We start from the raw sequence: 13,154 nt of genomic DNA, 5'->3' as shown, positions 1-13,154 counted from the left end.
CATGCGGACGCTAAGTGGATGCAAATGGATCTGGAAGCTGACGGCGCTTCGGTGGAAGGCCTTCCGCGGTTTCAACAGGGGCTGTTCCATGCCCGTCGATTGCGCCAAGCCGGTATCAGCCTGACGGTGCTGGCCGTTGCCGGCTGGGTGCTGGCGCTGTTTGTCGCGCTGTTTGCGCCGCTGTCGATTTGGCCGGTGGTGTTGATCAACGGTACGTCGGCGTTGCTGCTGCTGGTGGCTGGTTTGCAATCGGCATGGTGGGTGGCGGATTGGCGCGCCCAGGCGTTGGAAGCGCCGGCGGTTGAAGAACCGGTTGAAGACACCGGCCGGTACGCGCGCCTTGCAGAGCGTTTTGGCAAGCAGATCGGCGCGCCGGTGCTGTGGCTTGGCGGTTGGTCGCTGCTGGCACTGGTCAGCGTTATCGAGTTCTGGAACCTGGCCTTGCCCGCCGCGCCGGTCGGTCAATCGGCAAGCATCGGTGCGGCGCTGGCGCTGGCCTTGGCATTTGGCCTGCTGGTGTTCGAACGTCGTCTGGCCCAGGAAACCGCTGCGCAGTGGCCGGAAGCCGCGCAACTGGCGCAGCTAAGCCGAGTGGCGATTATTTGCCTGGTGATCAGTGCGATTTGCCTGCTGTTCGCAGGGGCGAATTCCGTCTGGCCCCTTAGGTTGGCCGTGTTGATCGGCCTGCTGCCGGCGCTGGTCTCGCTGGAGTTTCTTTTAAGAGCAGTGCTGTCACTGTTTAGCCCGCGTCAGCCACGCCTCGAACCCCGCCTGATGGCGCAAAGTTTTATCGCGGGGCTGCTGCGCTGGCCGCCACAACCCTTGCTTGCGTTGCAGCACGAGTTGCACAACCGATTCGGTATCGATTTGCGCCAGATCTGGGCGTTTACCTACATGCGTCGCGCGTTTCTGCCGGTGCTGTTGGTGGTGCTGGCGGTAGGCTGGGGGCTGACCGGCGTGCACGAAGTGCCGCTGCAAGGGCGTGGGATTTATGAGCGCTTCGGCAAACCGGTGCAGGTCTTCGGCCCTGGCCTGCATGCGGGTTTGCCATGGCCGTTGGGCCGCGTAATAAGCGTTGAAAATGGTGTGGTGCATGAGCTGGCCACCAGCGTCAGTGAAGCCGCCGCCCCGGAACTCGCCCCCGCCGAAGGCCCACCGCCGCTGATCGCCAACCGCTTGTGGGATGCCAGCCATGTGAATGACAAATCCCAAGTGATCGCCAGCAGCAGCGGCGACAAACAGAGCTTCCAGATCGTCAATATGGATGTGCGTTTTGTCTACCGCATTGGCCTCACCGACCAGGCCGCGCTTGCCGCCACCTATAACAGTGCGGATGTGCCGACCCTGATCCGCAGCACCGCCAGCCGCATCCTGGTGCACGACTTTGCCTCGCGCACCCTCGATGAACTGCTCGGTGAACAACGCACCAGCCTGGCCGACGAGATCGGCCGCGCGGTGCAGGCGGACCTGCAAAAGCTCGACAGCGGCGTGGAAATCCTCGCCACCGTGGTCGAGGCGATCCACCCACCGGCCGGTGCCGCCAACGCCTATCACGGCGTGCAAGCCGCACAAATTGGCGCCCAAGCGTTGATCTCTCGCGAACGCGGCGCGGCCAGCGAACAAACCAACCAGGCCTTGCTCCAGGCCAGCACCGCGCGCGACCAGGCCCAGGCCACTGCACGCGAAGTGAATGCGGGCGCCCAAGCGGCCGACCTGCGTTTTATCGCCGAACAAAAGGCCTACGCCACGGCCGGCCAGGCGTTCGTGCTGGAACAGTATTTGGGCCAACTCAGCCAGGGCCTGGCTCACGCCAAGCTGTTAATTCTGGATCATCGCTTGGGCGCCGATGGCGCGCCGACGATCGATCTGCGTTCTTTTACCTTGCCGGCCGATCCCTCGGTGCCGCGTAAAGCCGTTCAATAAGGAGTTTGTCTGTTGAGCGCTCATTCTCACGATCATCATCACGGCCATCACCACCATCATCACGGTAGCGAGCAAGCCGCCGGCCCATTCCCATGGCGGCGCATGGCCTGGGCGCTGTTGCTGGTGCTGTTTGCGGTCGCGGCCGCCAGCCTGGTGCAGGTGCGCTCCGGCGAGGCCACGGTGATTACCCGTTTCGGCAACCCATCGCGGGTGCTGCTGGAACCGGGCCTTGGCTGGCGCTGGCCGGCGCCGTTCGAAGCAGCGATCCCGGTGGACTTGCGCCTGCGCACCACCTCCAGCGGGTTGCAGGATGTGGGCACCCGTGATGGTCTGCGCATCATCGTGCAGGCCTATGTGGCGTGGCAGGTGCAGGGTGACGCCGAGAATGTGCAGCGCTTTATGCGCGCCGTGCAGAACCAGCCGGATGAAGCGGCGCGACAGATCCGTACCTTTGTGGGGTCGGCGCTGGAAACCACGGCGGCCAGTTTCGACTTGTCCAGCCTGATCAACACCGATGCCAGCCAGGTGCGCATTGCCGATTTCGAAGCGCAGTTGCGCCAGCAGATTGATCAACAATTACTCACCACTTACGGCGTGCGCGTGGCCCAAGTGGGGATCGAGCGGCTGACCCTGCCGTCGGTGACCCTCACCGCCACTGTCGACCGCATGCGCGCCGAGCGTGAAACCATCGCCACCGAACGCACCGCTGTGGGCAAGCGCGAAGCGGCGCAGATCCGTTCTGCCGCCGAGCGCGATGCGCGCATCGTACAGGCCGATGCCACGGTAAAAGCCGCCGATATCGAAGCGCAGTCGCGGGTCGAAGCCGCGCAGATTTATGGCCGCGCCTACGCCGGTAATCCCCAGCTGTATAACCTGCTGCGCTCGCTGGATACCTTGGGCACCGTGGTCACGCCGGGGACCAAGATCATCCTGCGCACCGATGCCGCCCCGTTCCGCGCCTTGGTGGACGGGCCGAAGGACGTTCAGCCATGACCGAGCGTGCCAGTCCGGACAGCCCATGGATCCAAGCCGGGCGTCTGACCTTCCTGGCGTTGTACGCGGTGACCGTGTTGGCGGCGTTGGCTTGGGCGTTTTCCAATGTGCGCCAGATCGACCCGCAGAACCGCGCCGTGGTGCTGCACTTTGGCGCCCTCGACCGTATCCAGAATGCCGGGTTGCTGTTGGCGTGGCCGCAGCCGTTCGAGCAGGTGGTGCTGTTGCCGGCCGCCGACCGGGTGATCGAACGTCGGGTGGAGAACCTGCTGCGTTCCGACGCGGCGATCCAGGCCGACCGCGTGGCCAGCTTCGCCACGCCGTTGAGTGATGCGCTGGCCGGCTCCGGCTACCTGCTGACCGGCGATGCCGGTGTGGTGCAGCTGGATGTGCGGGTGTTCTACAAAGTCACTGAACCTTACGCCTTTGTGTTGCAGGGCGACCATGTGTTGCCGGCTTTGGATCGGCTGGTGACCCGCAGCGCCGTGGCCCTGACGGCCGCGCGTGACCTGGACACGATTTTGGTGGCGCGCCCCGAACTGATCGGTACCGACAATGGCGCCGCCGAGCGCCGTGAGCGGCTGCGCGGCGATCTGGTGCAAGGCATCAATAAGCGCCTCACGGAGCTGGCTTCCACAGGCTTGGGATTGGGCATCGCAGTGACCCGCGTCGATGTGCAATCGAGCCTGCCGGGCCCGGCGGTGAATGCCTTCAATGCCGTCCTCACTGCCAGTCAACAAGCCGATAAAGCCGTGGCCAACGCTCGCACCGAAGCCGAAAAGCTCACCCAAAATGCAACCCAACAAGCTGATCGCCTGGTGCAAGTTGCCCACGCCCAGGCCAGCGAACGCCTGGCCAATGCCCAGGCGCGAACCGCAACCGTCGCCAGCCTGGCCCAGGTGAAAGACCCGGGCCTGTTGTTGCGCCTGTACCGTGAACGTCTGCCGAAGATTCTCGGCCAGGCCGGTTCCGTGACCACGGTCGATCCAAAAGACGACTCCCGCTTGATCATCCAGGGAGCCGAACAATGAGCGTGCTCATGCTGACCTCCGCCGAACAGCGCAGCGCCGCCCGGCAATTGACCCTGGCCATGTTGGCCTTGGGCTTGCTGATACTGGGCCTGGTATGGCGCTGGCTGGCACCGGACCAGAACGGTGTGAGCCAATTGCTGCTGGGCGTGGCGTCCTTGCTGGTGGCCGTGCCGGTGATGCGTTCGGCCTGGTACAGCCTGCGGTTCCCCAGCCTGCATGGCATCACCGACCAACTGATCGCCCTGGCCATGCTCGGTGCTTGGGCTACGGGGGATCTGCTGACCGCCGCGCTGTTGCCGATCATCATGATTTTCGGCCACGTGCTGGAAGAACGCAGCGTAATCGGCTCACAGGAAGCGATCCATGCCCTGGGCAAACTGACCCGCAGCCATGCGCGGCGGGTGCAGGCTGACGGCAGCATTGTTGAAGTGGATAACGGCACGCTGAACACTGGCGATGTCGTCGAGGTGCGCGCGGGTGATCGGGTGCCCGCCGATGGCGTGGTGCTGTCGGGCCAGGCGAGCCTGGACACGGCGCCGATTACCGGTGAGTCGGTACCGTTGGAAGCCAGCGCAGGGGTGCTGGTGTTTGGCGGCGCGATCAACCTCGACGGCCTGCTGCGCCTTGAGGTGACCCGCACCGGTAACGAATCCACCTTAGGCAAAGTCATCGCGCTGATGCAGAACGCCGAGCGTTCCAAGCCACCGATTACGCGGCTGCTGGAGCGCTATGCCGGCAGCTATATGGTGTTGGTGTTGTTGCTGGCGGCGGTGACCTGGTTTGTGACCAATGACGCCCAGGCGATGCTCGCCGTGCTGGTGGCGGCATGTCCATGTGCGCTGGTGCTGTCGGCGCCGGCCACGGCGATTGCCGGAATTGCGGTGGCGGCGCGGCATGGGATTCTGATTCGCAGCTCGGCGTTTCTGGAGGAGTTGGCGGACCTGACTTCACTGGTGGTCGACAAGACCGGCACCCTGACCTTTGGCACCTTGCGTCTGCAATCCATCGAAACCACGGCGCCGGATCGGCAGGTGGTGTTGAACCTGGCGGCCAGCCTGGGCTCGGCCAGCAGCCACCCGGTCAGCCGGGCGTTGGCGGGGTTGGCGACGCAGGACCAGATGCACGTGTTGACGGACATTCGCGAACGCCAGGGGCTGGGCGTCGTGGCGCAAACCCAGCAGGGCGAAGCGGCCTTGGGCCGGCCAGAGTTATTCGAGCAACTGGGCGTTGTCACCACGGCTGTGCCGAACCACGATGGCCCGATCGCCGGGCTGGCGCTGAACGGGCAATTTCTGGCCTGGCTGCTGCTGGCCGACAGTGTCAAACCGGAAGCACGCCAAGCCCTGCAAGAGCTGCGCGAGCTCGGCCTCGGTCGGCAACTGCTGCTCACGGGCGATCGCCAAAGCGTGGCCGACAGCCTCGCGCTGGAGGTGGGCATCAGCGACGTCGAAGCCCAGGCCCTGCCGGAAGACAAGCTCAACCGCGTGCTGGGGGAAATCGGCAGCGGTTTTCGCCCGATGGTGGTGGGCGACGGCATCAATGATTCCCTGGCGCTCAAGGCCGGTGTGGTCGGCGTGGCCATGGGCGCGGGCGGCGCGGATATTGCGCTGGCATCGGCTGACGTGGTGCTGATCGGCAGCGACCTGCGGCGCCTGGGTACTTGTGTGCGCTTAAGTCGCCAGTGCCGGCAGACGTTGCAGGTCAATGTGATCATCGGCTTGGGCTGGACCTTGGCCATCGTCGTGTTTGCGGCGTTCGGTTGGCTGGGTGCGGCGGGCGCGATGATTGCGGCGGTGCTGCATAACCTCAGCACGTTGCTGGTACTTGGAAATGCCGGGCGTTTGTTGCGGTTTCAGGAACCCCTGTTGAAGCTTGAAGAATAATCTTCAGAAATAGTTGAAAGGCGCTGTAACGCCGATGGGGGACCTCGCTCTAGTGGTGTGTCGAGACTGAACAATCCGTTCAGACCGACACCCACACTGATCCCTGAGGACTACAAAATGAACATCAAAAATGCCGTTTCCGGTGCTGCCCTGGCTTTCGCTGCCGCCACTATGTTTGCCGGTGTCGCCACCCAGGCACAGGCCGCCGACGCTACTGTTCATTGCTACGGCGTAACTTCCTGCAAAGGCATGAACGACTGCAAGACCGCTGAAAATGCCTGCAAAGGGCAGGGCTCCTGCAAGGGTCATGGTTTCAAGGCCATGACCAAGGCTGCCTGTGACGCCGCTGGCGGCAAAGTCGGCGAGTAATCGCAGCCGAGTGCTACCGCAGCGGTTTACCGTCCGCTGCGGACACTTTCCCAGGAGTGTCTTATGCCTACCCCCCTTGCGAGCCTCGGTTACGGCCTGGGTTTACGCAGTGAGTACTACCCGCAGATTCTTGAACAGTCGCCGCCCGTGGATTGGTTTGAAGTGATCTCCGAGAATTATCTGGTCCAGGGCGGTAAAGCCTTGTACTACCTGGATGCGATAGCCGAGCGCTATGCCCTGGTGATGCACGGCGTGTCCTTGTCCATCGGCGGGCCCCATGCCCTCGATACCGATTACCTGAAGCAAATCAAACAGCTCGCCGAGCGTATCCAGCCGGCATGGATTTCCGATCACCTGTGCTGGAGCCGCGGCAGCGCCCACCAGTTACATGACTTGCTGCCGCTGCCTTACACCGAAGAAAGCCTCTACCACGTCGCTGCCCGCGTGCGCCAAGTACAGGACGTGTTGCAACGCCCTCTGGTGCTGGAAAATGTCTCCAGTTATGTGCGCTCCAAGGCCGACGAATTCACCGAGTGGGAGTTCCTCAACGCGTTGGCTCACTTGTCGGGGTGCCAGTTGTTGCTGGACGTCAACAATGTGTATGTCAGCTCGCGCAATCATGGCTTCGACGCTTGGACGTTTATTCGTAACCTGCCACCTGAGAGCATCCGCCAGCTGCACCTGGCGGGGCATATGGACTACGGCGACTACGTGGTCGACACCCATGACCATCCTGTGTGTGACCCGGTGTGGGCGCTTTATCAACAGACGCTTGAGCACCTGGGGCCTGTGTCGACGCTACTGGAGCGCGACGACCATTTCCCACCCTTTGAAGAGCTGCTCACCGAATTAAGCAAGGCCCGTGAGTTGGGCGCTAAGGCCCTGGCCGGGAGGCATTTATGCGCCTGACCGATTGGCAGCTGGCCTTCGAACAGCACCTGTTAGCCGAAACACCGACCGCCAGCAGTGGCTTCGCCGCCAGTTTGCTGGGTGGGCCGACGCTGGATGTGGACACGGGCCTGGCGATTTACCACAACGCCTATATCGCGCGGCTGCAGGAAGTTTTGCGGCATGACTTCCGCGCTATCCATTATTGGTTGGGCGATGATGAATTCGCCTCGCTGACCCAGGCCTATGTGCGCCGTTACCCATCGGCCCATTACAGCCTGCGCTGGCTGGGTCAGCGTTTCCCTGGGTTTATCCTTGAGCATTTGGTGGCGGCACAAAGTGCGCCGCTGGCGGAACTGGCGCGGTTGGAGTGGGCGTTTACCCTGGCCTTTGATGCACCGCAGGGCGAAGCGCTGACGCTGAACGATATGGCGTTGTTGCCACCTGAAGAATGGCCAGTGTTGCAGGTCACCCTGGCGCCATCGGTGCAACAAGTGCTGTGTCATTTCAATAGCGTGGCGATCTGGCGCGCCAGCAAGGACGAGTCGGATTTTCCCGACAGCCAGGCGTTGAGCCCGGCACAGATCTGCCTGGTGTGGCGCCATCAGAATGTTTGCCATTACCGTAGCCTGGAACCTGAAGAAGCCTGTGCCCTGGCGGGAATGGCGACCACCGGCTGGACCTTTGCCGAACTGTGCGCAGCGTTGGCAGTCAGTTACGCAGAGGGTGCACCGTTGCAGGCCGTCACGTGGCTTAAACAATGGGTTCAGGACGGCTTGCTCGAGCGCCGGGCCTTATAGGCGAGCGCTATCAAATCGATAGCCTCCTACTTTGTCTTCGGATGGTCTACCCTCAAGCCAGACGTCTGAAACAAGGGGGGACTACTCATGCTCGCGCAACTTCCACCGGCCTTACAGAATCTTCAGCTACCGCTGCGTCTGCGACTCTGGGATGGCCATGAATTCAACTTGGGCCCCGAGCCCAGTGTGACCATCGTGGTGAAGGACCCCGCGGTTGTCAGCCAATTGACCCATCCCACGCTCAACTTACTGGGCGAAGCCTTTATCGAAGGCAAGCTGGAGCTGGAAGGCTCTATTGCCGAAGTGATCCGGGTGTGTGATGAACTGAGTCACGCGCTGGTGCACGACGATGAAACCCGTCCGGTGCGCTCGATTCACGATAAGGCCACTGACGCAGCCGCTATTTCCTACCATTACGACTTGTCCAACGCGTTCTACCAGCTGTGGCTGGACCAGGACATGGCGTACTCCTGCGGGTATTTCGAAACCGGCAGCGAATCCATCGATCAGGCCCAACAAGACAAATTCCGCCACTTGTGCCGCAAATTGCGGTTGCAGGCCGGCGAGTACTTGCTGGACGTCGGTTGTGGCTGGGGCGGCTTGGCGCGTTTTGCCGCGCGGGAGTTCGGGGTCAAGGTGTTTGGCATCACCTTGAGTAAAGAGCAGTTGGCACTGGCCCGCGAGCGGGTGAACGCCGAGGGCCTGGGAGATCAGGTGGACCTGCAACTGCTCGACTACCGCGACCTGCCGCAAGACGGTCGTTTCGACAAGGTGGTCAGCGTGGGCATGTTTGAACACGTCGGCCACGCCAATCTGGCGGAGTATTGCAAGACGTTGTACGGCGCCGTGCGTGAAGGCGGCCTGGTGATGAACCACGGCATTACCGCCAAGCACACCGACGGTCGCCCTGTGGGCCGTGGCGCGGGGGAGTTTATCGAGCGTTATGTGTTCCCCAACGGCGAGCTGCCGCACCTGGCGATGATGACCGCCGAAATCAGTGAAGTCGGGCTGGAAGTGGTCGACGTCGAGAGCCTGCGCCTGCACTACGCCCGCACGCTGGACCATTGGAGCGAGCGCCTGGAAGACAACTTGGAAGCGGCGGCGAGGATGGTGCCGGAGCAAGCGTTGCGCATTTGGCGGTTGTACCTGGCTGGTTGCGCGTATGCGTTTGCGCGGGGCTGGATAAATCTGCATCAAATCCTTGCAACCAAGCCCCATGCAGATGGCAGCCATGAACTGCCGTGGACGCGCGAGGATATTTATCGCTGATCGAGTTTCGGGTGAGGGATGTTATCCCAGGTGAGCGGGCGCGGGTCGATGACGTTGTTTGACGTCACGTGGAACCTGCCGTGCTGCTTGGGAATGTCTGGATCAACTTGCAGATAAGCCTGCTGTCCGAATACTTTGCTGGTTCTGTTGAAGGTGAGGTCATGCCGCGCCACGTTGCCACCCCAGTCTGGATGAGGGATGGAAAGGAAGGTTATCTCCCATCGTTCCCCACTGATTTCTCCCTTGATGACATAGACACCGTAGTGGTTTTCACCGGGGGAAATGATTTTGTAGACGCCGTTGTCGTAGAGATACACGACGGCGTCCTCAAAGGGTTTGGCGTCGTAAAGCACCTCGTACCGCAGGTAGATAATGTAGGTGGGGGCGCCGATATCTACCTCTATCGAGATGGCCGTCTGAGTGGGTCGTTGGGGTTGGTCCATCAATGAGGGTGCCATGATTAGCTCCAATTGTCGGAAGTGACAGATTTGAGCCTAGAGCAGGTGCTGCACGAATGAAGATGTCACTGGTCGGCTATCGACAAATCAGTCGTAAATCGGCCGTGCTGCCTACAATATGGGCGAAATCAGCCGCGCCACCCGCATACCCAGCTGTTGCAGGCGTCGGGTCTCGCGGCTTTCTTCCTGGCTGACCTCATGGGCCAGGGCGAAGTCGTCCAGCAGCATGTGCTCGACTTGTTTAGCGAACGCTTCGTCGACCGTCAGCAGCATCACTTCGAAATTCAACCGGAACGAGCGGTTGTCCATGTTGGCACTGCCGATGGCGCTGATTTCGCTGTCCACCAGCACCACCTTCTGATGCAGAAAACCTGGCGTGTAGCGGAACACGCGCACCCCGGCGCGCACGGCTTCGGCCGCATAAAGGCTGGACGCGGCGTAAACGATGCGGTGATCGGGCCGTGACGGCAGCAACAGGCGCACATCCACACCCCGCAGAACCGCCAGGCGCAGGGCGGCGAATACCGCCTCATCGGGCACAAAGTACGGGCTGGTGATCCACACGCGTTGGGTGGCTGCGTGAATGGCTTCTACGAAAAACAGTGAGCAGGTTTCATAAGGATCGGCGGGGCCGCTGGCGAGTAATTGGCAGAGCACGCCGTCCTCGGGGTAGGCGTCCGGCAGAATCAATGGCGGCAGTTCTCGCGCGGCCCAGAACCAGTCTTCGGCAAATGACTCCTGCAAGCACGCCACCACCGGGCCGGTGACCTGCACATGCGTATCACGCCACGGCGCCAGCGGCGGTTTTTTGCCCAAGTACTCATCGCCGACGTTATGCCCGCCCACAAACCCGGTGATGCCGTCCACCACCACGATCTTGCGATGGTTACGGAAGTTGACCTGGAAGCGATTAAGCCAGCCGCTGCGCGTGGCGAATGCTTTGATATGCACGCCGGCTTCACGCAGTGATTGCACATAGCGATGGGGCAGGGCGTGGCTGCCGATACGGTCGTACAGCACGTAAACGGCTATGCCCTGAGCGGCTTTTTTGTTCAACAAGGTGTGCAATTGGCGGCCCAGTTCGTCGTCATGAATAATGAAAAACTGGAACAGCACGGCGGTTTTCGCGTTTCGGATGGCTTCAAAAATCGCGCTGAAGGTCGCGTCGCCGTTCACCAGCAGACGCACCTCATTATTGGCCAGGCACGGCATGCGGCCCAGCTTGGGCATGGCGCGCAGCGAGGCGTAGGCGCTGGAGTTACGCGCAGCAAGTGCCTCCTCGACCCACGGGCGCCAATTGAGTGCGGTGATTGCCTTGTGCATTTCCTGGTTGGCCTGGCGACGCGCCTGGATGTAAGCATCGAACGTGCTGCGACCAAAGATCAGGTAAGGGATCAGCGTGAGGTAAGGCATGAACATCAGCGACAAGGCCCAGGCGATCGAGCCTTGGGCGGTCCTGACGGTCAGCACCGCATGAATCGCGGCGAGGGTCCCGAGAAAGTGCAGCGTGGCAATGAAGTAGGCAAGCAGATGCGGGCCAAAGAAATCCATGGACGACGGTACTCCAGGCAATCCAATGCCTAACAGACCATGTCTGGTCACGAATGTCGCTATTTTATTTGCCGTGCAACACTGGCGCTTTTGCGGCGTCTAACGCCCACAATTGCCCAGGAGTTACCCGATGAATGCTCGTCTGCTAGGTTTGGCCATGGTTGTTGGTTTGTCGCTGCCCGTGGCAGCGCAGGCGCAGATGCTGGCGCCGGGCTTGTGGGAATTGACCACCAGCAATATGAAAGTCGATAACCAGGACCTGCCGGACTTGTCGCTGATCCTCGGTCAACTCAAGCAACAGATGACCCCCGAACAGCGCGCCATGCTCGAAAAACAAGGCATCACCATGGCCGGTAAAGGTGTGCAGGTGTGCCTTACACCGGCACAGGTGGCCTCCGATTCGATCCCCCTGACCGACCCGCAATCGGGCTGCAAACAGGAAGTGACCGACAAGACCGGCAACCAGTGGAAATTCCGCTTCAGTTGCCCGAAAGCCCAGGGCACGGGCGTGGCGACGTTCCAGAGTCAGAAGGAATTCACCACCACCGTCAACGGCACCTTCAATGCCACTGGCATCCAGCAGAAGGGCAGCCTGGACAGCCATGCCCAGTGGCTGGGTACCGATTGCGGTACGGTCAAGCCCCGCGCTTAACGCAGAAAATGCAGGGGTAAACCCTGACAGCTATCGACCACTTGGCCGTTGTGCCAGGCCAGGTGGCCGGATACCAGGGTGGTGCTGACGCTGTGGCGAAAGCTGCGTTCAGCGAAGGGCGTCCAGCCGCAGCGGGCCAGGATCGGCTGGCTGCTGACGGGCTTTCCCTCGGGCTCTGGTTTGATCAGTACCAGATCGGCCCAATACCCTTCGCGTAGATAACCTCGGTCCGGGATGGCAAACAGGTCGGCGACCCGGTGGCTGGTCTTCGCTACCAAGGTGGTGATGGGCAGCAGCCCGTCCGCAACCAACTCCAGTAATGCCGGCAAGGCGTGCTGCACCAACGGCAGCCCTGACGGCGCTTCGCGATATCCCAGCTGTTTTTGCGCCCAGGTATGCGGTGCGTGGTCGCTGCCGATCACATCCAGACGATCACTCAACAACGCTTGGCGTAAGGCGTCGCGGTCGGCGCGGGTCTTGATCGCCGGGTTGCATTTGATCTGGTGGCCGAGGCGGTGATAGTCGCGGTCATCGAACAGCAGATGATGCAGGCAGACTTCGGCGGTGATGCGTTTTTCGGCCAGTGGCTTGTCTTCGAATAGCGCCAGCTCACGGGCGCTGGTCAGGTGCAATACGTGCAGGCGGGTGCCATGACGCTTGGCCAATTCCACCGCAAAAGATGAGGAGCGATAGCACGCCTCGGCATCGCGGATCAGCGGGTGCGCGACGGCGGGGATGTGCTCGCCGAAGCGTTCGCGCAGGCGCAGCTCGTTGGCCTGGATGCTCGGCGTGTGCTCGCAATGGGCCAACAGAATGGTCGGCACTTCGGCGAACAGACGTTCCAGGATGCGTGGATCGTCCACCAACATGTTGCCGGTCGAGGCGCCCATGAACACTTTGACCCCGGCCACCTCCCGCGGGTCGAGCGCGGCGACGGTGTCGAGGTTGTCGTTGCTCACGCCGAAGTGAAAGCCATAGTTGGCCACCGAGTGCAGGGCGGCGCGGCGTTTTTTATCGGCCAGGGCATCAAGGTTCAGGGTAGCCGGGCTGGTGTTGGGCATGTCCATGAAGCTGGTGATGCCACCGGCCACCGCGGCGCGGGATTCGCTGTAGAAGCTGCCTTTGTCCGGTGCCCCGGGGTCGCGAAAATGCACTTGGTCATCAATCATGCCCGGCAGCAGCCACTGGCCCTGGGCGTCGATGGCCACGGGCGCGTTGCAGCCTTCGATGCTGCTGGCGATCTTCTCGATACGACCATTGGCAACAAAGACATCGGCGTCGAATGCCTGCCCTTCATTCACCAGGCGGGCGTTGCGGATCAGCAGGCGGCTCATGGT

The 13,154-nt window shown here is 61.9% G+C and carries 12 protein-coding genes; 9 read left to right on the top strand and 3 right to left on the bottom strand.

Annotated features, from left to right (window positions below):
• Positions 1 to 18: 18 nt before the first annotated feature.
• The 8 genes from hflK (HU722_RS00715) (at position 19) to cfaB (ending at position 9,156) form a co-directional block, all read left to right on the top strand.
• Positions 19 to 1,923 (top strand): protease modulator HflK, encoded by a 1,905-nt coding sequence (gene hflK / locus HU722_RS00715; protein WP_065891290.1) that lies wholly within the window; start codon positions 19 to 21, stop codon positions 1,921 to 1,923.
• Between the two features lie 12 nt (positions 1,924 to 1,935).
• Positions 1,936 to 2,916, top strand: coding sequence for a protease modulator HflC (gene hflC / locus HU722_RS00710; protein WP_065891291.1), 981 nt, complete (start codon positions 1,936 to 1,938; stop codon positions 2,914 to 2,916).
• Positions 2,913 to 3,947, top strand: a complete 1,035-nt coding sequence (gene hflK / locus HU722_RS00705) for a protease modulator HflK (protein ID WP_065891292.1) — start codon at positions 2,913 to 2,915, stop codon at positions 3,945 to 3,947. The genes hflC and hflK (HU722_RS00705) overlap by 4 nt, the downstream gene beginning before the upstream one ends.
• The gene (locus HU722_RS00700; RefSeq protein ID WP_065891293.1) at positions 3,944 to 5,830 is read left to right on the top strand and encodes a cation-translocating P-type ATPase; all 1,887 of its coding nucleotides are present in this window, start codon (positions 3,944 to 3,946) and stop codon (positions 5,828 to 5,830) included. Before hflK (HU722_RS00705) ends, HU722_RS00700 begins: the two co-directional genes overlap by 4 nt.
• A gap of 117 nt (positions 5,831 to 5,947) precedes the next feature.
• On the top strand, positions 5,948 to 6,199 hold the full coding sequence (gene bufA2 / locus HU722_RS00695) for a BufA2 family periplasmic bufferin-type metallophore (protein ID WP_065875556.1): 252 nt from the start codon (positions 5,948 to 5,950) through the stop codon (positions 6,197 to 6,199).
• A gap of 63 nt (positions 6,200 to 6,262) precedes the next feature.
• Positions 6,263 to 7,108, top strand: coding sequence for an MNIO family bufferin maturase (gene bufB / locus HU722_RS00690; protein WP_186753149.1), 846 nt, complete (start codon positions 6,263 to 6,265; stop codon positions 7,106 to 7,108).
• Positions 7,099 to 7,887 (top strand): HvfC/BufC N-terminal domain-containing protein, encoded by a 789-nt coding sequence (locus HU722_RS00685; protein ID WP_065891294.1) that lies wholly within the window; start codon positions 7,099 to 7,101, stop codon positions 7,885 to 7,887. The genes bufB and HU722_RS00685 overlap by 10 nt, the downstream gene beginning before the upstream one ends.
• A gap of 87 nt (positions 7,888 to 7,974) precedes the next feature.
• Positions 7,975 to 9,156, top strand: coding sequence for a C17 cyclopropane fatty acid synthase CfaB (cfaB, locus tag HU722_RS00680; protein ID WP_065891295.1), 1,182 nt, complete (start codon positions 7,975 to 7,977; stop codon positions 9,154 to 9,156).
• On the opposite strand, the gene HU722_RS00675 is transcribed toward cfaB, so the two are convergent.
• Together HU722_RS00675 and cls are read right to left on the bottom strand one after the other, a co-directional pair.
• Complete coding sequence (locus tag HU722_RS00675) at positions 9,147 to 9,614, bottom strand: hypothetical protein (protein WP_225930662.1); 468 nt, start codon at positions 9,612 to 9,614, stop codon at positions 9,147 to 9,149. The genes cfaB and HU722_RS00675 overlap by 10 nt on opposite strands.
• Before the next feature lie 111 nt (positions 9,615 to 9,725).
• A complete protein-coding gene (cls, locus tag HU722_RS00670) occupies positions 9,726 to 11,165 on the bottom strand; it encodes a cardiolipin synthase (RefSeq protein ID WP_065891296.1) in 1,440 nt (479 codons plus the stop codon).
• A gap of 130 nt (positions 11,166 to 11,295) precedes the next feature.
• On the opposite strand from cls, the gene HU722_RS00665 reads away from it, so the two are divergent.
• Complete coding sequence (locus HU722_RS00665; RefSeq protein WP_065875551.1) at positions 11,296 to 11,817, top strand: DUF3617 domain-containing protein; 522 nt, start codon at positions 11,296 to 11,298, stop codon at positions 11,815 to 11,817.
• Here HU722_RS00665 and HU722_RS00660 read toward each other — a convergent pair.
• Positions 11,814 to 13,151 carry a dihydroorotase gene (locus tag HU722_RS00660; protein WP_065875550.1) on the bottom strand — a complete coding sequence of 446 codons (1,338 nt, stop codon included), beginning with the start codon at positions 13,149 to 13,151 and terminating at the stop codon, positions 11,814 to 11,816. The two genes, HU722_RS00665 and HU722_RS00660, sit on opposite strands and share 4 nt — an antisense overlap.
• Between the last annotated feature and the right edge of the window lie 3 nt (positions 13,152 to 13,154).

Origin of the sequence: Pseudomonas tritici (assembly GCF_014268275.3) — a bacterium.
Classification (GTDB): domain Bacteria; phylum Pseudomonadota; class Gammaproteobacteria; order Pseudomonadales; family Pseudomonadaceae; genus Aquipseudomonas; species Aquipseudomonas tritici.
This window is presented reverse-complemented; position numbering and strand designations above follow the sequence as displayed.